General features: G+C 70.7%; 16 protein-coding genes and 1 pseudogene. 9 read left to right on the top strand and 8 right to left on the bottom strand.

Features of this window, described 5'->3' with window-relative positions; genetic code table 11:
- Positions 1–63: 63 nt before the first annotated feature.
- From JQX13_RS55470 to JQX13_RS20345, 3 genes and pseudogenes are all read right to left on the bottom strand, one after another.
- Positions 64–309: a DUF2169 domain-containing protein gene (locus JQX13_RS55470; RefSeq protein WP_275425016.1), complete on the bottom strand. Its 246-nt coding sequence runs from the start codon at positions 307–309 to the stop codon at positions 64–66.
- Between the two features lie 71 nt (positions 310–380).
- Positions 381–817 (bottom strand): annotated as a pseudogene (locus JQX13_RS55465) (DUF2169 domain-containing protein); the annotation flags it as partial.
- A gap of 89 nt (positions 818–906) precedes the next feature.
- Positions 907–1,602, bottom strand: a complete 696-nt coding sequence (locus tag JQX13_RS20345; protein ID WP_203410610.1) for a DUF2293 domain-containing protein — start codon at positions 1,600–1,602, stop codon at positions 907–909.
- A 136-nt stretch (positions 1,603–1,738) separates the two neighbouring features.
- On the opposite strand from JQX13_RS20345, the gene rnz reads away from it, so the two are divergent.
- Entirely contained in the window at positions 1,739–2,662 is a 924-nt protein-coding gene (rnz, locus tag JQX13_RS20340; protein WP_203410609.1) for a ribonuclease Z, read from the top strand.
- Between the two features lie 21 nt (positions 2,663–2,683).
- Here the strand turns inward: rnz and JQX13_RS20335 are convergent, their stop codons facing one another.
- Positions 2,684–3,196, bottom strand: a complete 513-nt coding sequence (locus JQX13_RS20335; protein ID WP_203410608.1) for a hypothetical protein — start codon at positions 3,194–3,196, stop codon at positions 2,684–2,686.
- A gap of 200 nt (positions 3,197–3,396) precedes the next feature.
- Between JQX13_RS20335 and JQX13_RS20330 the strand changes: the two genes are divergently transcribed.
- Positions 3,397–5,622 carry a sensor histidine kinase gene (locus tag JQX13_RS20330; protein WP_239014946.1) on the top strand — a complete coding sequence of 742 codons (2,226 nt, stop codon included), beginning with the start codon at positions 3,397–3,399 and terminating at the stop codon, positions 5,620–5,622.
- A gap of 28 nt (positions 5,623–5,650) precedes the next feature.
- On the top strand, positions 5,651–6,172 hold the full coding sequence (locus tag JQX13_RS20325; protein WP_203410607.1) for a YkgJ family cysteine cluster protein: 522 nt from the start codon (positions 5,651–5,653) through the stop codon (positions 6,170–6,172).
- 40 nt (positions 6,173–6,212) lie between these two features.
- Here the strand turns inward: JQX13_RS20325 and JQX13_RS20320 are convergent, their stop codons facing one another.
- Positions 6,213–7,160, bottom strand: a complete 948-nt coding sequence (locus JQX13_RS20320) for an alpha/beta fold hydrolase (protein WP_203412129.1) — start codon at positions 7,158–7,160, stop codon at positions 6,213–6,215.
- A gap of 122 nt (positions 7,161–7,282) precedes the next feature.
- Between JQX13_RS20320 and JQX13_RS20315 the strand changes: the two genes are divergently transcribed.
- The 5 genes from JQX13_RS20315 (at position 7,283) to JQX13_RS20295 (ending at position 14,090) form a co-directional block, all read left to right on the top strand.
- Positions 7,283–8,056, top strand: a complete 774-nt coding sequence (locus JQX13_RS20315; protein WP_203410606.1) for a rhomboid family intramembrane serine protease — start codon at positions 7,283–7,285, stop codon at positions 8,054–8,056.
- A gap of 130 nt (positions 8,057–8,186) precedes the next feature.
- Positions 8,187–9,899 carry a hypothetical protein gene (locus tag JQX13_RS20310; protein WP_203410605.1) on the top strand — a complete coding sequence of 571 codons (1,713 nt, stop codon included), beginning with the start codon at positions 8,187–8,189 and terminating at the stop codon, positions 9,897–9,899.
- Positions 9,900–9,982: 83 nt separating this feature from the next.
- Positions 9,983–10,369 carry a BlaI/MecI/CopY family transcriptional regulator gene (locus tag JQX13_RS20305; RefSeq protein ID WP_203410604.1) on the top strand — a complete coding sequence of 129 codons (387 nt, stop codon included), beginning with the start codon at positions 9,983–9,985 and terminating at the stop codon, positions 10,367–10,369.
- Positions 10,366–12,315 carry a M56 family metallopeptidase gene (locus JQX13_RS20300; RefSeq protein WP_203410603.1) on the top strand — a complete coding sequence of 650 codons (1,950 nt, stop codon included), beginning with the start codon at positions 10,366–10,368 and terminating at the stop codon, positions 12,313–12,315. Before JQX13_RS20305 ends, JQX13_RS20300 begins: the two co-directional genes overlap by 4 nt.
- An 89-nt stretch (positions 12,316–12,404) precedes the next feature.
- Positions 12,405–14,090, top strand: a complete 1,686-nt coding sequence (locus JQX13_RS20295; protein ID WP_203410602.1) for an amidohydrolase — start codon at positions 12,405–12,407, stop codon at positions 14,088–14,090.
- Positions 14,091–14,135: 45 nt separating this feature from the next.
- On the opposite strand, the gene JQX13_RS20290 is transcribed toward JQX13_RS20295, so the two are convergent.
- Positions 14,136–16,166 (bottom strand): hypothetical protein, encoded by a 2,031-nt coding sequence (locus JQX13_RS20290; protein WP_203410601.1) that lies wholly within the window; start codon positions 16,164–16,166, stop codon positions 14,136–14,138.
- A 57-nt stretch (positions 16,167–16,223) separates the two neighbouring features.
- Between JQX13_RS20290 and JQX13_RS20285 the strand changes: the two genes are divergently transcribed.
- Complete coding sequence (locus JQX13_RS20285) at positions 16,224–17,402, top strand: DUF6068 family protein (RefSeq protein ID WP_203410600.1); 1,179 nt, start codon at positions 16,224–16,226, stop codon at positions 17,400–17,402.
- Between the two features lie 81 nt (positions 17,403–17,483).
- Here the strand turns inward: JQX13_RS20285 and JQX13_RS20280 are convergent, their stop codons facing one another.
- Both JQX13_RS20280 and JQX13_RS20275 read right to left on the bottom strand, forming a co-directional pair.
- Complete coding sequence (locus JQX13_RS20280) at positions 17,484–17,924, bottom strand: organic hydroperoxide resistance protein (RefSeq protein WP_203410599.1); 441 nt, start codon at positions 17,922–17,924, stop codon at positions 17,484–17,486.
- A 114-nt stretch (positions 17,925–18,038) separates the two neighbouring features.
- A complete protein-coding gene (locus tag JQX13_RS20275; protein ID WP_203410598.1) occupies positions 18,039–19,238 on the bottom strand; it encodes a vWA domain-containing protein in 1,200 nt (399 codons plus the stop codon).
- Between the last annotated feature and the right edge of the window lie 13 nt (positions 19,239–19,251).

Genomic DNA, 19,251 nt, shown 5'->3' with positions numbered 1-19,251 from the left:
GCGCGGGGTGCCACAACTGCTGCCGTCTCTCCCATCGAGGTTACCTCCTTGGTTGCTGTCGCTCTACATGCCCGAATACGCCGCGCGTGGCGGCCTCTCCGGCGAGGTGAATCCGAAGCCCACTGGCACTACCTTCTGGCCGAACTCACGTAACGGTTGCTCGGGGTTTTCCAGGTTGGGGAGCCGCAGCCCCTCCTCGAAGTGGCGTGCGCTAGCGCGGAAGCCGGTGCCCACCGGGTTGCGCTCCTCGAAGGAGGGCCTGCCCGAGTCCGTCCGGTCACAGCCACCGAAGGCCCGCTCCCAAACCAGGGCATCGTCTCGATCGTCTCGAAGGACAGCGGCTTCGTCATGCCTACGCGGCCCATGCTTCGGAACCAGGTGCGTTCGCCCACCACTCGCACGACCTTCTTCAACGATCCCACCTGGAGGGCCACCAATGTCTCGGTAGTATCCCCCGTGGGGCGTATGCGTGGCCGATGAGTGCTACGTCCGTTGCCGGCTTGAAGAACGCGCCCTCCGGCTCGTACTTGTAGCTGGATTCGCCGGGTTTTCCCCAGGACTCGCCGCTCCAGCTCACTGGGATCTGCTCCTCGGCGAGCCGCGGCCCCGTGTCGCTGATTAAATAGGTGGCCTTCACCACCGGGAGCCTCTGCTCGCCAGTTTCAGGCCGCGACGCTCGGCTCGTCCAAATTCCCGCGCTTCCCGGTGAGCATCGACACACGAGGTGCCGGGGAGCGGATGCCAGGGACTGGAGCGGCGTCCCCCATAGCGGGCCTGCGCCCCCCCAAGGAGACGTGTTGGCGCCAACGAGAGGCATAGGCCCCAAGAGGGCGATCTCCGCTTCGGGTCCCCCCGGCACGGAGCGTCAGAACCCCAGGAAGATCAGCCCCTTGGAGCACCCATTGGCTAGAGTCGAGAAGGTGCGCCGAGCCGGGCCAGGGCGGTGCACAGGGGGCACGCGGCCGGCGCGTGGGGGACGTCGCGGCGGTGGAGGTCCAACACCGCGCGGGACACCTCGGCCAGCTCGCGGCGCACCTCGCGCCGGGCGCCCTTCACCCGGGCGATGGAGAGGTTGTCGTAGGCCGTCGTCTGATGTCGCATCCAGGCGATGACGGCGGCCTCGGCGCGGCGCTCGAGGGGGATGCGCTCGGTGCGGGCCACGGTGCCGCTGCCCACGGGGGTGGCATGGGCGGACACCGCCACGGCCAGCTTCTTGGCCTGGGCGGTGAAGGAGGGCGCGAAGGCGAGGAAGCGCAGCACGGCGTTGGCGAAGTCCACCTCGTACTCGGCCTGCTCGCGCTCCCGGCGGCGCACGTCCGCCTCCCGGCGGCGGGCATAGGCGGGGGTGGCGCGCTCGGCCTCCAGGGCGGCCCGGGCGGCGGTGATGTGGGCCTCGGGCGCCCACACTCCCTGTGAGAAGATCTTCCGCCCCTTCTTCTCCACCACCGTCCAGCTGGGGCCGGCGGCCTTCACCCGGCGCGTGAGGCCCGCGTCCCCCGGGGGCAGCAGGGCCCAGCCCGCGGGCACGGTGAGGAGGGAGCCATCGGCCGCGCGCACGCGGCGCGGGTCTTTCGTCGGGGCAACAGTGAGGGAATCGCTCATGGCGGGGGGTGGCGCCTATAGCGCAAGCGGCGTCAGCGGGGGAAGCGCCCCGGGGTCAACCTCGTGGTAGATGGAGCCTGTCGCCAGCGCACACCGCCGCTGCGCGGGAGGGTCTTCAATCGTGGGCAGCGCCGGCATGTCCATCCTCAGGCTCACCTTCCTCGGCACCTCGGCCGCTCAGCCGACGCTGCACCGCAACCTCTCCGGGCTGGCGGTGAAGGCGGACGCGGATCTGCTGCTCTTCGACTGTGGGGAAGGCAGCCAGCGGCAGATGGTGCGCTTCGGCACCGGCTTCACCGTGGATGCCGTCTTCTTCACCCACTTCCACGCGGACCACTACCTGGGAATCATCGGCTTCCTGCGCACGCTGGGGATGATGGGGCGCGACACGCCCGTGCTGCTCTACGGGCCGCCTCCGGCGCGCCGGCTGCTGAACCAGGCGGTGCACCTGGGCGTGGAGTCGCTGTCCTTCCCCGTGGAGTTCCACGAGCTGCGCGACGGCGACAAGGTGGAGCGGCGCGGCTACACGGTGCACGCGGTGGGGGTGGATCACCGCATCAACGCGCTCGGCTACGTGCTGCAGGAGGACGAGCGCCCCGGCAAGTTCAACCTGGACAAGGCCAGGGCGATGGGGATTCCGTCGGGGCCCCTCTACGGCCAGCTCCAGCGGGGCGAGCCGGTGACGCTGCCGGACGGCCGCACCATCCATCCCGACGAGGTGGTGGGGGACCCGAGGCCCGGCCGGCGGCTGGTCATCTCCGGCGACACCCGCCCCTGCCAGTCCCTGGTGCGCGCCGCGCGCGAGGCGGACCTGCTCATCCACGAGGCCACCTTCTCCGACGACGAGCAGACGCGCGCGCTGGAGACGCGGCACTCGACGGCGCGCGAGGCGGCCCAGGTGGCGCGCGAGGCGGGCGCCCGGCGCCTCATCCTCACGCACCTCTCCAGCCGCCACGACACGGAACCCTCGCGGCTGCTCACCCAGGCGCGCGAGGAGTACAAGGGGCCCGTCGAGGTGGCCTACGACGGGCTCACCGTGGAGCTGCCCCTGCGCGACTGAGCGCGAGGCGGACTCCGCTCTCTACTTGATGGTCTTCTCGGCCTCGTCGCGCAGCGCCTTGGCCCCCTCGGGGTCCACGCGCTGCAGCAGCTCCCACTCCAGCTCCACGTCCCGCGTCATGTTGGTGGTGTCCGTGCCGATGTTCCCGCGCTGGCCGTCCGAGCCCATGGGGCCCTGGCCGGACTCGACGCGGTTCTGCTTGAGGATTTCCACCGAGCACATGGTCGGGTTGGGCTGCTTGCCGCGCACCAGATAGCGCACGTAGCTGGTGCCCAGCGACGAGGGCGCGCCCACCTGGTGCCAGTCGGTGCTGATCTCATACGCCCCCGGGGCCTCGCGCACCGGCAGCTCCTTCTCCTTCAGGAGCGTCCGCACCTGGGGCCACACCTCGGCGATGGGCTTGCGGTACACGTAGTCACGCGTCTTCTCCTGGACGTAGGCCTCGCGGCGGCTGGCCGTGCACCCGACGGCCAGCGTGGCGACGGCGAGCACCACCAACGACAGGGACCACGACGAGCGGTTCGACGATTTCATTGCGAGCTCCCCCAACTGTTGAAGATGAGATGGAGGGGATTTGAAGCACGGGGTACCGCCCCCGCCAAGCCACCGTTGACGCACCCCACTGGCAGTGCAGCGCGCCTGGAACACGGCAGCGTGCTTGGAATGAACATTCGCGCCGCCGAGGAAAAGCGTACTGTTCAGTGGAGGAACACCCGCTCGAGCCAGGTCGCTTCATGTCGCCCCCCCGCCCCCCTCCCTCCCTGTCCCGCTCGACGTTGCTCAAGATGGGCGTACGCATCGCCGGGGTCATCGCCCTGGGTACGCTCGTCAGCTACCTCCACCTGCTCAACGCCGTGCGCACCGAGGATCTCGCGCGGTTGGAGCGGCATGTGTCGGAGCGCAGCCAGCGCGAGCAGACCCTCTTCGTGCTGGCACAGGACAACCACGTCGTCATCAAGAGGGCCCTGGAGGAGAGGATCCTCGCCCTGGAGAAGGAGGACGTGGGCGAACGCTTCGACAAGCTCTTCGGGCCGAGGCCCGACGGCACCGTGCGCAGCCGCCCCGAGGGCTTCGACGGCACGAGGATGCCGGGCGTCGTCGTCAACCGGGGCCGGCAGCTCGACGAGGGGCTGCGCCGGCGCATCCTGGCCGCCCATGAGGTGCTCTCCTGGTATGGGCCCGCCCTCCACACGCGCTTCACGAACACCTACGTCGTCCTGGCCGAGGGCGTCATCATCCTCTACTGGCCGGAGCGCCCCACCTGGTGCCAGGACGTGGGCGGGGAGCTGTCGTTGCTCGGCCTCAACGCGAACAGCCCCCAGAACAACCCCTCGCGGCAGACCATCTGGAGTGGCATCTACGCGGACCAGGGCACCCGGAAGTGGATGGTCTCGGTCGCCACGCCGCTGGACATGAACGGGCGGTACGTCGCGACGTTCGGCCACGACGTGCTCCTGGAGGAGTTGATGACCCGCACCATCAACGACCACCTGCCCGGCGCGTACAACATGATCTTCCGCGACGACGGGGAGCTCATCGCCCATCCCCAGATAACCCAGGAGAGCTCCACCGGCGTCTACAACCTCCTGCGTGACGCCGGGCAGAACGGCGGCCTCGTCGTCCCCGAGGAGCAGCGGTACTACCTGCGGAGGATGTTCGAGCGGGTGCGCGGCCGCGCGCTGGACCGGGCGGTGGTGGAGCTGCCCGAGTTCTCCGAGTACCTCGGCGTGGCCCGGCTCGAGGGCCCCGGCTGGAACTTCGTCACGGTGCTGCCCGAGAGCGTGGTGTCCGCGCCCGCGGTCCGGGCGGCGCGCAACGTGCTGGTGCTCGGCATCCTCTCGCTGCTGGTGGAGCTGGTCATCATGTCCTGGGTGCTCAAGCAGCAGATCACCCGCCCGCTGCTGGCCTTCACGCGGGCCGCGGACCGGGTGGCCGCGGGGGACTTCCATGTCGAGCTGGACACCTCGCGCGAGGACGAGCTGGGGCAGCTGGCCCGCGCCTTCCGGGTGATGGCGGACAAGGTCCAGCATCGCGAGGAGGCCCTGCGCCAGGCCAACGAGGGCCTGGAGCATCGGGTGGAGGAGCGCACCCGCGAGCTGAAGGAGGTCCACCGGCAGCTGGTGCAGACGGCCCGGCGCGCGGGCATGGCGGAGATCGCCACCAACGTGCTGCACAACGTGGGCAACGTGCTCACCAGCGTCTATGCCTCCGCGCAGCTCGCCCGGGAGCGGATGAGCCGGATGCGGCTCGAGCAGGTGAGCCGGGTGGCGGACATGCTCGAGGAGAACCAGGCCAACCTCTGCTCCTTCCTCACCCGGGACGAGCGCGGCCAGCACGTGACGCCCTTCCTGAGCAGGCTGGGGCAGAACCTGCTGGAGGAGCGCAGGGAGGTCCTCACCCTGCTCGACGACGTGGGCCGGTACACCGAGCACATCGGCGACATCGTCAAGGTGCAGCAGAACTATGCCCGCACGCCCCGGGTGCACGACGAGCCCGTCCACCTGGACGCGCTGGTGGAGGACGCGCTGCGCATCAACTCGGACGGGCTCACCCGCCACCAGGTGAAGGTGGAGCGGGACATGACTCCCCTGCCGCCCCTGATGACCGACAAGCACAAGGTGCTGATGATCCTCGTCAACCTCATCAGCAACGCCGGGTACGCCCTGGAGCCGGTGCCCGTGGATGCTCGGCGGCTGACCGTGAAGATGGAGCGCACCCCCACCCAGCGCGTCCGCATCGAGGTGCGGGACAACGGCATGGGCATCGCCCCCGAGCTGAGCACCCGCATCTTTCAATACGGCTTCACCACCCGCGAGGACGGGCACGGCTTCGGCCTGCACTCCAGCGCCCTGGCGGCCCAGGAGCTGGGGGGCTCGCTGGTGGCGCACAGCGAGGGGCCCGGACATGGGGCCACGTTCACGCTGGAGCTCCCCTACCTCCTGGCCGAGGAAGCGTCGTGAACGGCCCCTCTGGTAGACTGGCCCCACCATGAGGGATGGGCTCATCCGCCGGGCCATCAAACGGCTCGCGTTGATCCGCTACACCATCGACCTCTCCCTGACGCGCCTGGTGCTGCGCGCCCAGGGCGAGCCGCGCTACCGCCTCACCGGGGCCTGCAATGGCTGTGGCCGCTGCTGCGAGACGCCCGTCATCGCCGTGAGCCGGCCCGTGTTCCACCTGCGCTCGCTGCGCTGGCTCACGCTCACCTGGCACCGGCTCGTGAACGGCTTCGAGTACGTGAGCGAGGACCGCCGGCACAAGCTCTTCGTCTTCCGCTGCACGCACTATGATCCGGTGACGAAGCAGTGCGACTCCTACGACAGCCGGCCGGGGATGTGCAGGGACTACCCGCGCAACCTCGCCTACTCGGCGCTGCCGGAGTTCCTCCCCGAGTGCGGCTATTCGGCCGTGTACAAGAAGGGCGAGCAGCTCCGGCAGGCGTTGGAGAAGGCCAACCTCCCGCCGGAGAAATACGAGGAACTGGTGCGCAAGCTCTACCTCGAGGAGTGAGCCCGGGAGGAGTGAGCCCGGGAGGAGTGAGCCGGACGTCTCACGCCGGGGGCCGCGGCTCCCCTGCGTGCATGTCCTCTCGCGAGGCCCACTCCTCCTCCACGGGACGCTCCGCGGAGAAGTGCTCGAGGAGCAGCGCCGCCACCTTCTCCGGGGCCTCCAACGGCACGAAGTGGCCCTCCTCGGGCAGGTAGTGCACGACGGGCCGCTGTTCGAAGTACGGCTCCAACCCCTTCGTGAGCGACTTGCGCAGGGCGATGTCCTGCTCGCCCCAGATGAGCAGGAAGGGCGCGCGGATGCGCGGGAAGTTCCTCGACTCGCGCAGCCCCCTGGGAGAGAGGTTGCGGCGGAACGCCTGGCGGTAGTAGTCGATGGCCGCGCGCGCCGCCTCCCGGCTCGAGAAGTTGGCCTCGTACTCCGCCAGACGCCCCGGGGGCACGCGCGACGGGTCCACCATCGCCCCGCGCAGCACGCGCGGCACCAGCGCGCCCCCTCGCGCGGAGAGCAGGCGCTCGGGCAGGTACGGAATCTGGAAGAAGAACATGTACCAGGAGCGCACGAGCTGCCCGGGCTTCCAGAGTTCCCGCGCCATCACCAACGGATGCGGGGCGTTGATGATGGCCAGACGGTCCACCACCTCCGGGTGGTGGGCGGCCACGTGGTAGGCGATGGCCCCGCCCCAGTCGTGGCCCACGAGGTACACGGGCCGGTCCGGCTGGAGGTAGCGCGCCATCTGGACGACATCGTTGGCCAGCGTACCGGTGTCATAGCCCTTCCTGGGCCGGTCCGTGCCGCCATAGCCCCGCAGGTCCGGCGCCACCGCGCGGAAGCCCGCCTCGGCCAGCCGGGGCAGCACCTCGCGCCAGCTCTCGGACAGCTCGGGGAAACCGTGGAGCAGGAGCACCAGCGGCCCATCGGAGGGGCCGGCCTCCAGCGCCTGCACGCGCAGGCCGGGCAGCGGAATCAAGAGCGGAGTAATGGCGGTCATGCGCACACAGCTAGGGTCGCTCCTCCCCGGACGGAAGCGGCTCCCGGCCGGGACGTCCGCCGCCATACACGCGCGGAAATCAGTGCCTCGCGGCTGCGTCATGGACATGATGGAGCCGCCCGATGATTCCTCTCAGTGATGACAACCCCACACTCCGCACGCCGATCGTCACCTATCTGCTGCTCGGTGCCATCGGAGCCACCTGGGTCTTCATCCAGGGTGCCGGCCTCGACCCCCTGAGCCTCGTCTCCAGCGTGTGCAACCTCGGGCTCGTCCCGGGCGAGCTCACCGGACGGGCCCCGGTGGGACTGCCGGTGCCACTCGGAGACGGGCTGGCGTGCGTGGTCGATCAGGAGCCCATCAACCGCCTCACGCCCCTCACCTCCATGTTCCTCCACGGGAGCTGGGGCCACATCCTGGGCAACTGCCTCTTCTTCTGGGTCTTCGGCAACAACGTCGAGGACAGCATGGGCCGGCTGCGCTTCCTCGTCTTCTACGTGGTGTGTGGCCTGGCGGCGGCGGCGGCCCAGGTGGCGGTGGACCCCTCCTCGCCCATTCCCATGGTCGGGGCCTCGGGCGCCATCTCCGGGGTGATGGGGGCCTACCTCATCCTCTACCCGCGCGTGCGGGTGAACATGCTCTTCATCATCATCATCATCATCCGCATCATCCCCCTGCCCGCCTGGGTGGTGTTGCTCTACTGGTTCGGCCTCCAGGTCATCACCGGCCTGCCCCAGCTCAATCAGCTCAGCGCCGAGGGCGGCGGCGGGGTGGCCGTCTGGGCCCACGTGGGCGGCTTCGTCGCGGGGCTCGTGCTGGTGAAGCTCTTCGAGAACCGGAACCTCACCTCCCAACGCTCCAGGTGGAGGCACCGGCTCCACCCGGACCATCCGTGAACACGCCGCGCCTCCGTGTCAGGGGCATGCGGTTTGCTCAATGACAGAGCAGGGCCGAGAACCGCGGCTCGGGGACCTCGGTCCCCTCTGAAGCCGTTCGTGAGGGTGTGGCACGATGCGTCGGGTGTGGATGTTCCAGTCTTGCAATCCGCGGCACCTCGCGGTGGTCCTGGCGTTGCTGCTCGTGGGGGTGTTCGACCCGCCGCGGTCCGCGTCCGCGCAGTCGGAGACCGAGCCGTTGATTCCCCAGAGGCTCACGCTGCGGGTCCCGCCCCTGCAGAGCGTGAACGAGGAGGAGGTGCTGCGCGTCAGCGTCCAGGTGGAGGGCGCGCGGGGCAACCTCCGCATCTTCGCGGACGGGCTGCCGCCGGGGGCGCACTGGGACGAGCCCGCTCGCACGCTCACCTTCCAACCGGACTTCATCCAGGGTGGGTGGCGCCACGAGGTCACCTTCACCGCCCGGGACGACCACGCCACGACGGAGGCGCGGATGACGATCGCCGTGCGCGACACCGTGCGCCCGCCCGAGCCGCGCATCGTCCAGCGCGAGGAGTTGCCCGGCAGCCTGCGCCTGACACTGGAGCAGCCCACGGACACGTGGCTGGACAGCCCCGGTTACGCCGGGCGCACCTTCCCCGCGGTGGTGACGGTGCCGCTGGCCGCCATGGCCGGCAACCCCATGCCGGTGACGGTGAGCCTGCACGGCGTGGGCAACTGGCCGCCCACGGCGCAGGTGTCCACGGATCGCTTCATCATCCAGCCGAGTGACCCGAACCTCACCTACTGGTGGGGCTACTCCGAGAGCCTGCCCCGGGGCCCGGTGCAGGGAACGGCCGTGCCGCCGTACACCGCGCGCCGGGTGCTGGCGCTGCTGGAGTGGGTGCTGCGCAGCTACCCTGGCGCGGACCCCGAGCGCGTCTTCGTGGAGGGAGACTCCATGGGCGGCGCGGGCGCGCTGGCGCTGGGCCTGCTGGACGCGCGACACTTCGCGGGAGTGTTCGCCAGACACGCGCAGCCGGTGGCGCGGGCCCACCGTCCCTGGCGGCTCGCGCAGCTCTCCTCGCTGTGGGGCATGCCCGAGGAGGAGGTGCCGGACGCGCGGGGCCTGGGCGTCTGGAGCCGCCTGGACCTGACGCGCGCCCTGCGCGACGAGCCCGGCGCGCGCTCGCAGTTCCTCTTCCTGGAGCACGGCAAGGACGATCCCATCATCCACTTCGGCTCCGTGGTGGGGCCCAGCCCCCTCACGGGTGCCTCCTTCTACGAAGCGCTGCAGTCCTGGCACATCGGCCACGTCGCCGTCTGGGACGAGGGCGGACACGTGGAGACCGATCCCTGGCTGGGCGCGCGTTGGTGGGACCGCGGCTGGAACCCGCGCACGGACGCGCGGACCCTCCTGCGGCGGGACCAGGCCTTCCCCGCCTTCAGCCGCTCCTCGTGGGACGGCAACCCGGGCAGCGGGGGCAACGGGCGCCAGCCATGGCGCAACGACTCCGGCTACGCGGGAGACCCGAAGGTCGCCGGCGACACGGGCTGGGATGGGGACGTGGCGGGCATGCTCAACCGCTCGCTGCGCTGGGACTCCAAAGGCCTGGTGGATACGCGGGGGCGCTTCGTGTTGCCGCTGCGCGCGGTGCTCGGCCCCGGTGTCACCCGCACACCCGTGGTGGACGTGACGCCCCGGCGCGTGCAGCGCTTCCACTGTCTGCCGGGCGAGCGCATCCGCTGGAGCTTCGGCAAGGCCAGCGGCACCATCACCGCCGCCCCGGACGGCGGTGTCACCGTCCCCCGCCTGTCCCTGGGCGTGGACTGGACGCCGCTGGTGCTCGAGCGCGAGAGCTCCTGAGCCCACCTCCCCCGGCTTGACTACAACCGTAGTCACCGATACCTTGCTTCGTGACGACACTTGTAGTCACGCGGGTGGGGTGCATGAAGAAGCCGGTGGGAGACCAGGAGTTGGCGGTGCTGCGCTGGGTGGCGGAGCACGGCCCGGCCACCGTGGGAGAGGTGGCGGAGAAGTTCGGTGAGCCGCAGGGGCTGGCGCGCTCCACCATCCTCACGGTGATGGAGCGGCTGCGGAGCAAGGGACACCTCACCCGGAACAAGGTGGAGGGCGTCTACCAGTACAGCTCGAGCGTGCCGCTGGCGGAGCTGCTGCGCGGCGTGGTGGGGGACTTCGTGCAGAAGTCCCTGGCGGGCTCGCTGTCCCCCTTCGCCACGTGGCTGTCCCAGGCCGACGAGGTCAGCGACGAGGAGCTGCGCCAGCTGGAAGAGGCCGTCGCCCGGCTCAAGTCGAAGAAGGAGGGGGAGGAATGAGCGCCCTGGAACCGCACGCGGTGATGGAGCTCGGGCCCGGTGTCCTGCGGGCGCTCTGGCAGGTGACGTGGCAGGGAGCGCTCTGGGCATTGGCCGTGTGGGCGCTCACGCGCGCGCTGCCGAGGCTGCCCGCGTCCGTGCGCACCACGCTGTGGTGGCTGGTGGGGCTCAAGTGTCTGGTGGGCCTGTGCGCGCCCGTCGCGGTGCGCCTGCCGCTGCTGCCCGCGCCCGAGGCTCGCGTGGCCGTCGTGGAGGAGGTGGCCCCGGCGCCGGCTCTCGCGCAGGTGGGGGCGGGCGAGAGGAAGCGCGGTGATGGGCCCACGCCCGGGGTGCACGCGAGGGAACACGCCGGAATGCGCAGGGGCTGGACGGCGCTCGTCTGGGGGGCGTTGCTCGTGTGGCTCGGGGGCATCGCGTGGCAGGGGCGGGAGCTGATGCGGGGGCTCGCGCAGCTGCGCCGCATCCGGCGCGAGGCCCGGCCGCTGGAGGACGCCTCGCTCCACCAGGCCGCGGCGGCACTCGGGCGGGAGCTGGGCCTCTCTCGAGTCCCCCGGCTGCTCGTCTCCGAGCATGCGCCGAGCCCGCTCGCGCTCGGCCCGCTGCGCCCCGAGGTCATCCTGCCGCGCAAGGCCCTGGAGACGCTGTCCCCCCTGGAGCAGCGCATGGCGCTGGCGCACGAGCTCGCCCACGTGCGGCGCGGGGACCTGTGGCTCGGCTGGGTGCCAGCGCTCGCGCAGGCGGCGCTCTTCTTCCATCCGCTCGTGCGGAGGGCGTGCCGTGAGTACGCGCTCGCCCGAGAGGAGGCCTGTGACGCCGCCGCGCTCCAGGCCACCGGTGCCGCGCCCCGCGAGTACGGGCGGCTCCTGCTCATCTTCGGTGTCGCCCGCGCTCCGGCTGCCGCGGCGGCGTCCGGTGCATCGTCACACCTCGCAGCCCTCAAACGGAGGATCGCCATGCTGGAACATGCTGGGACCGAATCGAAGCACCGCCGCTGGACGCGCTGGACCCTGGGAGGCCTCGCCCTGGTGGCGATCATCCCCTTCCAGGTGGTGGCCCGCGAGACGCCCGCCACTCCACCCGCGCCGCCCCCCGCCGCCCAGGCGCCCGCCACGGCCGCGCGTCCCGCCGAGCCCGTGAAGCCCCTGGTGCCCCCCGCCGCCCTGCCCGCCCTGAAGGCCCCGGCCCCCGCGCCCCGCGTCGCCGCCGCGCAGCCCGCCGCCCCGGCGAAGCCTCCCGCGCCTCCGAGCGTGATCCATGAAAACGAAGACGGCAGGTACTCCTACGTCCTCCTCCGGTCCGAGGGCGACGCGATGATGTCCGGCTCGACGCACGACCTGAAGGTGGCCCGCAACCTCGCGGGCAACGGGAAGCTGCCCCTGCTCTACACGCGCCGCGATGATGGTCAGGAGTTCATCATCCGCGATGCGGCGACGCTGCGCGCCTTCGATGACACCTTCAAGGCCGTGAGGGAGCTCGGCGCGAAGCAGAACGAGCTCGGCGAGAAGATGGGCGAGCTCGGCGGGAAGATGGGCGAGCTCGGCGGGAAGATGGGCGAGTTTGGCTCGAAGATGGGGGAGCTCGGCACGAAGCGTGGCGAGCTGGGACGGAAGCAGGCCCAGCTCTCCCTCAAGGAGAGCCTCCTGGACATGGAAGAGGGGGAGGAGACCCCGGACATCAAGCGCCAGCGAGAGCAGCTCAAGCGCGAGCAGCAGGAGCTCGAGAAGCAAATGGATGAGCTCGATAAGCAGATAGAGCCCCTCGAGCAGCAGATGGAGGCGCTCGGCGACGAGATGGAGAAGTACAGCGAGCCGATGGAGGACTTCGGCGAGGAGATGGAGAAGCTCAGCGAGGGAATGGAGGCACGAAGCCAGGAGACCGAGAAGAAGGCCCAGACCTTGCTGGATGACGCGGTGAGCAAGGGACTGGCCGAGCCGGTGAAGCGTTAACCCGTAGCACGAAGTTCCCACTCGCGCGCGAGTGCGCCAGAGTGCGCCGCCACCGACCCCGGCCTCCGGGGCAGTCCGAAAGGTGAGCGATGCACGGGTTGAAATCCCTCCTTGGCGCGGTGCTCCTCGTCGTGTGCGCGGCCGGTTGTGCCCGGCGAGCAGCCGAGACACAGCAGGCTCCTTCTTCCACCACCACCGTGTATGTCGCGCGGCGCGTGCGGACGCTCGATGCGGAGCGGCCGATCGCCGAAGCACTCTCCGTGCGCGCGGGGAAGGTGCTCGCGGTGGGCACCCGGGACGAGGTGCTCGCCGCGTCGGGAGCGGACGCGCGGGTGGTGGAGCTGGGAGACGTGACGGTGGTGCCCGGCCTCACCGACGCGCACGGACACCTGGCGGGGCTCGGCCAGAGCCTCGCCGGAGTGCAGCTGGAGGGCACGGCCTCGCGTGAGGAGATCCTCGCGCGAGTGACCGCCGCGCCCGCCACGGCGATGCAGGGTGACTGGCTGATCGGCCGGGGGTGGGATCAGAACGATTGGCCGGAGAAGAGCTTCCCTGGCCGGGCCGAGCTGGACGCGAAGCTGCCGAAGACGCCGGTGGTGCTCGAGCGCGTGGACGGCCATGCGCTGTGGGTGAACGGCGAGGCGCTCCGGCGCGCGAAGATCTCGAAGGACACACCGGACCCGGCGGGAGGCCGCATCCTGCGCGGCCCGGACGGAGAGCCCACGGGCGTGCTCGTGGACAACGCGATGGACCTGGTGCTCGCGGTGGTGCCGCCCCCCACGGACGCCCAGTTGGAGGCGCGGCTCGCCGCGGCGCTCGCGCGCTGCGCGGAGGTGGGGCTGACGGGAGCACACGACGCGGGCATGGACCTGCGCACCTTCCGGCTGCTGCAGCGCTGGGACAAGGAAGGCACGCTGCCGCTGCGCGTCTACGCGATGGCGGATGGCCAGGGACCGGACCACGCGGCATACCTGCGCGAGGGCCCCTTCCAGGGACGGATGCTGACGCTGCGGTCGGTGAAGCTGATGCTGGACGGAGCGCTGGGGAGCCGGGGCGCGGCGCTGCACGAGCCCTACAGTGACGAGCCGGGCCACCGCGGGCTGCTGTTGCTGAAGCCCGAGGAGTACGAGGCGCGGGTGAAGGCCTTCATGTCGCGCGGCTTCCAGGTGGCCACGCACGCGATTGGAGACCGGGCGAACACGCTGGTGCTGGAGACGCTGCTGCGCGAGTCCGAGGCCACGGGGACGCGCCACCTGCGGCACCGGGTGGAGCACGCGCAGATCATGCGGCTGGAGGACATCCAGCGGATGGGCCAGGGCGGACTGGTGGCGAGCATGCAGCCCACGCACGCGACGAGCGACATGCCGTGGGCGGAGAGGCGCGTGGGCCCCGAGCGCATCCAGGGCGCGTACGCGTGGCGGAAGCTGAAGGAGTCGGGGGCGCCGCTGGCGCTCGGCAGCGACTTCCCGGTGGAGCGGCCGGACGTGGTGCTGGGGCTGTACGCGGCGCGCACGCGGCAGGACGCGGAGGGCCAGCCCGCGAGCGGGTGGTACCCCGAGCAGCGGCTGAGCGGCGAGGAGGCGCTGGAGGGCTTCACGGTGGGGGCGGCCTACGCGGCGTTCGCGGAGAACGAGCGGGGGCGGCTGAAGCCGGGCATGGACGCGGACTTCGTGGCGTTCTCGGTGGACCCGGTGGACGCGCCGCCGGCGGAGCTCCTGAAGGCCCAGGTGAAGCTCACGGTGGTGGCGGGCGCCGAGGTCTACCGGGCCCCGTAACACACGAGGACGGAGCCGGGGCTCCCCCGCCCCGGCTCCTCGACCCTACGCTCGCCCCTTGCCCTTGTCGGCGGGGGGCGTGCCCAGGTCCGCGGTGAAGGACAGGGCCTTGACCTTACGGTTCACCTCGTCCTGGGCCTCGCGCTTCTCGCGCGCCACACGCTCCAGCTCGCGGGCGATGAACTCCAGCCGATCCTCCTGCTCGTTCAGCTTCGTCACGAAGCGCTCGGCCAGCTCGCGCTGGGAGGCTCCGCTCTTCAGGGACTCGATGTTGGCCCGGATGCGCTCCTGGTCCTTGAAGAGCTGTGCCCGCTCCTGGGTCAGCCGCTGCTCGTCCTCGTTGAGCCGCGCCACCCGCTCGCGGATGGCGATGACCTCGCGGATGCCCTCGGCCACGCGCTCGTCGATGAAGCCCGAGCTCAGGAAGAAGCCCACCTCGTCCGCCCCGGTGTTCGACAGGTAGTACGAGCGCTGGCCTCCCGAGTACTCGGTGACGGCGAAGTCCTCGCTCGCGCCGGCCGCCAGCTCGCGCTTGAAGCGCCAGAAGCCGTCCGTCGTCTCATCGGGCTCCGGCGTGTCCCGCAGCTGCCAGCCCGTGCGCGGATGCTCCAGGTACAGCGTCTGCGCCCGCTTCGCCTTGTTGCGCACCAGGTAGTGGGTGCGCCGGAAGTGGAAGAACTCCACCACCAGCGTGCCGCGGTTCACCACCGCCTTGAACACCGGCCCCTCCTCCGTCTTGTCCTCCACCGACACCACGCACCCGAGCTCCACCGCGTACGGGACGAAGCGCTTGTCGTCGGGCTTCATCGTGTCGAGCATCGCCTCGCCCACGTACGTGTCCGCCTCCGTCACCGTCACGGGCCCGCCCTCCAGCGTCAGCCCCGTGGTGTTCTTCAGCTCGATGCACGCCATGGGGTTCTTCTCGCGCGTGGAGCGGTTGTAGAGCAGCACCCGCCTGCCCTCGAAGGGACGGTGGAGGATGGGCACCAGCGCGCTCTGGTTGCGGTGCACCGTCACCGGGTGGTCCACCCGGTACTCGAAGAGGTCACCCACCTCCTTCGTCAGCGTCTTCACGTCCGCGCTGCGCTCCATGGCCTCGCGCCGTCTCGCGCCCCTGGGTCCCGCCCCGAAGGTCCGCATGGGCGCGGGAGCCGGTGCGGCCATCGCTGGCATGGCATTCATCATCTCCATGGGCGCCCCCTCGTCGGCCAGCACCTCCTCCACGGCCGCCGTCTCGAACGCCTCCTCGGGGATGACGGGCGCCGCGGCCGCTTCCGTGCGCACCTCCACCACGGGCCGCTTCATGTAGCGCGGGTTGTAGAGGTCGTGCACGAAGGACACCGGCAACCCGGCGATGAGCGCCAGGTCCACGTCCTCCCAGTCCTCGTCCCCGGTGTTGTCCACCACCGCCCAGCCCTGCAGCAGCGGCTTCCGCTCCTCGTCCAGGAGGATGCGGTAGCTCGTCTTCCACACCGGCGCTTCCAGCACGTACGAGACGAACAACTCCCGCTCGCCCTCGCCCGCGGTGAGCACGGACAGCCGCTTGGTGTCCTTCTTGTACGAGGACAGCACCGTGGCCAGGTAGAACTCGAGATCCTTGCGCACGGTGTCGTCCAGGAAGACCAGCTCCGCCATGTCCAGCAGGTCGAAGCTGCGCAGCGACGCGCCCACCAGCAGCGTCAGGAAGGGCCGGTGCACCGCCACCTCGCCCTGCGCCACCGGCAGGGACTCGAGCCCCACGATGACGCCCTCCACCTGCTGCTCCCGGCCCAACCGCGCACGCACCCGCGCGCCCTTGATCTGCCCCAGCAGCGCCGTGAGGCTCCCCGAGTCCGGAATCCGGATGGTGGCCTCCTGCAGCAGCTGCTCCAGCGGCTTGGTGGAGTCGTAGCTCACCGCCGATACTGAACCACCCGATAAATCCAATACCGTCATCGACTTCAGGACGTCATTCATGTCCCGTGCCTTGAAGTCGAAGTGAAGTGTTTCACTTCCGTTCACCTTGCCGCGGCGCTCGAAGTAACCAACGCCATGCTTGTAGAGGACGACGCGGCGGATGGGCAGGGACGGGGGCATGCGCGCGGCTCCAACGAAAGATGGGAGTGAATACACTCCCGGTGTATCAAGTCTCCCATGCAAATGCGCCACTCCCCTCTTTCCATCGCCGCGCTGCTGGGCGCGGCACTGTCCCTCCTCCCGGGCTGCGAGAGCATGAAGTCGAGCGGCCCCTCCCCTTCCGACACCCAGACCCAGAAGGACGCCCCCGTGCAGACACAGGACGCCTGGCAGCGCGCCCGCGTGGGCGACCGGGTCACCTACTCGTTCTCCGCCAAACAGGGCCCGGATCCCCGCGGCGGCACCGCGCGAACGCTCAACGGGCAGGTGACGCTGGAAGTGGAGGCCGTGCAGCAGCCCTGGGTCTGGGTGCGCGTGACCTTCTCCGATGAAGCCGGCAAGCCCCTCGCGCAGACGCGGCTCGCGCAGGATCAACTCATCCCCGTGCGCACGGACGTGACGCGCCCGCTCGACGTGCCCCACGCGGGCGAGGCCACCGCCGAGAGCCCCACCACCGCCGGCCGCACCTGGGAGGCCATGCGCTACGTGAGCGACCAGCGCCCCGTGGATGGCCCCCTGCGCACGCGCGTGTACGCCAACGAGCCGGGCCCGCTCTACCTCACCCAGGGCCTGCTCGAGTCGAACACCGAGTCCGCCGGCTTCCACGTGCCGGGCGGCATCCAGGTCTCGCTGCGCGAGTTCCGCGAGGGCTCGGGAACCAACGCCGCCGTGCCCGCGCTGGACAGGCCGCTGGGCCCCGGCGCGTACTACGACCGGCGCGTGGACATGGGCCCCTCGCCCGCCGTGCATCGCGTGTGCTTCTCCGCCGAGCGCGGCTTCCTCCTGCGCACCGAGGGTCCCATCGACACCAACGCGGCCCCCTGCTCCGACTTCTCCCAGGCCGAGCCGGAGCGCCTCGAGGAGGTGCTGCTGGGCCTGCCCTTCGAGGCGCTGAGTGCCGGTGACTGGCCTCCCACGGCCGCCGCGTCCGGCACCCGCGGCACCTTCACGGTGGAGGAGCGCGCGGTGCCCGCCATCACCGTGCAGCGCACCGAGACCTCGGATGGCATCCAGCGCGTCTACTCGGAGACGGTCGCGGCCGATCCCTGGGGGCCGGTGCTCTCGGGCCTGCCCTACGAAGCGCGCTTCCGGACGCTCAGCGAGGGCACCGAGCGCGTGCTCCCGGACGGCAAGCGCGAGCCCGAGGGCAGCTCCCGCCTCGTCCGGTGGGGCACCTGGCTCGGGGGTCAGAAGTAAGGCACGCCGGCCAACGTCGCCGAGCAGCGCGCGCACGACCGGGCGCTGCTCGAACGATGGGCGGAGGGACGCTCGGGTGGCTCAGGCCACTTCGGACGAGAGCTTCACCTCGATGTTGCCCTGGGTGGCCAGCGAGTACGGGCACACCTTGTGCGCGGCGTGCATCAGCTCCTCGGCCTCGGCCTGAGACACGCCCTCGAGCTTGCCGTGGAGCTCCACCGCCAGGCCGAAGCCGCCCGTCGGCGTCTTCCCGATGGTGGCCTTGGCCGTGATGTGGGCGTCCTTGATCTGCTTCTTCATCTGCCCGGCCACCAGGCGCAGCGCGCCCTCGAAGCACGCCGAATAGCCCGCGGCGAAGAGCTGCTCGGGGTTGGTGGAGCCCGGGGTCTCCGGACCGCCCAGGGCCTTGGGCATGGTGAGCGCCATGTCGATCGTCCCGTTGTCGGAGCGGACGCGGCCGTTGCGGCCCCCGTGCGAGGTGGCGGTGGCGGTGTAGAGCGGCTGGATGGAGATGGGGGCCATGAAAGGACTCCTCGAGAGGGGACGGCGAGTGGAGCGCCCCTTCTAATCTCCCCACCCCACGGGTGCAGGCTCATTCTTCCGGCCAGTACACTGTCCATCAGAACGAAGCCCACCCTACCGGCGCCCGCGCACCGTGCGGCCCTTCGTCAGGTGCGCCACCGCGTCTCCCAGTCCCTCCAGCGTCAGGGGGAACATGTCGAAGACGCTCTTCACCGCCTGGATGGTGTTGCCCCGCCACGTCTGCGGAGGCTCCGGGTTGAGCCAGGCGCTGCGCTCGAAGTGGCGCGCCAGCTCCATCAGCCACACCAGCCCCTCCTTCCCCTCCGCGGGGTCGTAGCGGCCCTCCGCGTTCGTCCGCATCGCCAGCTCGTACGGCGCCATCAACGCGTCGCCCACCACCACCAGCTTGTGGTGCCGCCCCACCTGCCCCAACAGGTCCGGCACGCTGATGCCTCCCACCAGGTACGGCGAGTCGAACACGCGCCCGTACACGCAGTTGTGGAAGTAGTAGGTGCGCAGCTCCTTGAAGTGCGTGGCCTGCTTCGCCACCGAGAAGAGCCGGCTCACCAGGTGCGCGTACGGGTCCATCGACCCGCCCACGTCCATCATCAACACCACGCGCGTGTTGGGCCGGCGCGGCGGGCGCGTCACCACCTCCAGCTCACCCGCGTTCTTCGCCGTGGCCGCGATGGTGCCCTCCACGTCCAGCTCGTCCGGAACACCCTCGCGCGCGAAGGCCCGCAGCTTGCGCAGCGCCACCGCCATCTGCCGCGTGTCCAGCACCACGTCGCCCCGGTAGCCCTGGTACCTGCGCGCTCCCGCGAGCTTCATCGCCATGCGGCTTCCCGTGCCCTCGCCCCCCACCCGGAAGCCCTCGCGCGGGTTCCCCGAGTGCCCGAAGGGCGACGCGCCCCCCGTTCCAATCCACTTCGTCCCACCGTCGTGCCGCTCGCGCTGCTCGTCCAGCCGCTGCTGGAAGAGCCTCTCCAGCTCCTCCACGTCGAACTGCTCCAGCAGCGCCCGCTCCTCCGGGGTGAGCTCGCGCCGCTCGCGCGCGTCCTTCAGCCACTCCAACAGCTCCTGCGTGAGCTGCTGCCCCGCGCCCTCCATTCCCTTGAAGTGCGCCAGGAAGGCCTGATCGAAGGCGTCCAGGTGCGTCTCCGCGTGCACCAGCAGCGCCCGCGCCACATGGTAGAAGCCGTCCAGCGAGCTGTCGTGCAGGCCCGCCTTCAGCGCCGCCGCCAGCGAGAGCGCCTCCTGCGCGCCCACCGGCACCCCGCGCCGCCGCAGCTCGTAGAGGAAGGGCAGGTACATGGCTCGCCCTCGC

It is taken from the genome of Archangium violaceum (genome assembly GCF_016859125.1).
In the GTDB taxonomy this organism is placed as follows: Bacteria; Myxococcota; Myxococcia; order Myxococcales; family Myxococcaceae; genus Archangium; species Archangium violaceum_A.
This window is presented reverse-complemented; position numbering and strand designations above follow the sequence as displayed.

Bases quoted from the DNA above. Each gene is read 5' to 3' on its own strand.
- JQX13_RS20330 (WP_239014946.1), top strand. From the start codon at position 3,397: ATGTCGCCCCCCCGCCCCCCTCCCTCCCTGTCCCGCTCGACGTTGCTC.
- rnz (WP_203410609.1), top strand. From the start codon at position 1,739: ATGTCCATCCTCAGGCTCACCTTCCTCGGCACCTCGGCCGCTCAGCCG.
- JQX13_RS20290 (WP_203410601.1), bottom strand. From the start codon at position 16,166: ATGCCCCCGTCCCTGCCCATCCGCCGCGTCGTCCTCTACAAGCATGGC.
- JQX13_RS20295 (WP_203410602.1), top strand. From the start codon at position 12,405: ATGCACGGGTTGAAATCCCTCCTTGGCGCGGTGCTCCTCGTCGTGTGC.
- JQX13_RS20310 (WP_203410605.1), top strand. From the start codon at position 8,187: ATGTTCCAGTCTTGCAATCCGCGGCACCTCGCGGTGGTCCTGGCGTTG.
- JQX13_RS20305 (WP_203410604.1), top strand. From the start codon at position 9,983: ATGAAGAAGCCGGTGGGAGACCAGGAGTTGGCGGTGCTGCGCTGGGTG.
- JQX13_RS20320 (WP_203412129.1), bottom strand. From the start codon at position 7,160: ATGACCGCCATTACTCCGCTCTTGATTCCGCTGCCCGGCCTGCGCGTG.
- JQX13_RS20285 (WP_203410600.1), top strand. From the start codon at position 16,224: ATGCAAATGCGCCACTCCCCTCTTTCCATCGCCGCGCTGCTGGGCGCG.
- JQX13_RS20280 (WP_203410599.1), bottom strand. From the start codon at position 17,924: ATGGCCCCCATCTCCATCCAGCCGCTCTACACCGCCACCGCCACCTCG.
- JQX13_RS20335 (WP_203410608.1), bottom strand. From the start codon at position 3,196: ATGAAATCGTCGAACCGCTCGTCGTGGTCCCTGTCGTTGGTGGTGCTC.
- JQX13_RS20275 (WP_203410598.1), bottom strand. From the start codon at position 19,238: ATGTACCTGCCCTTCCTCTACGAGCTGCGGCGGCGCGGGGTGCCGGTG.
- JQX13_RS20315 (WP_203410606.1), top strand. From the start codon at position 7,283: ATGATTCCTCTCAGTGATGACAACCCCACACTCCGCACGCCGATCGTC.
- JQX13_RS20325 (WP_203410607.1), top strand. From the start codon at position 5,651: ATGAGGGATGGGCTCATCCGCCGGGCCATCAAACGGCTCGCGTTGATC.
- JQX13_RS20345 (WP_203410610.1), bottom strand. From the start codon at position 1,602: ATGAGCGATTCCCTCACTGTTGCCCCGACGAAAGACCCGCGCCGCGTG.
- JQX13_RS20300 (WP_203410603.1), top strand. From the start codon at position 10,366: ATGAGCGCCCTGGAACCGCACGCGGTGATGGAGCTCGGGCCCGGTGTC.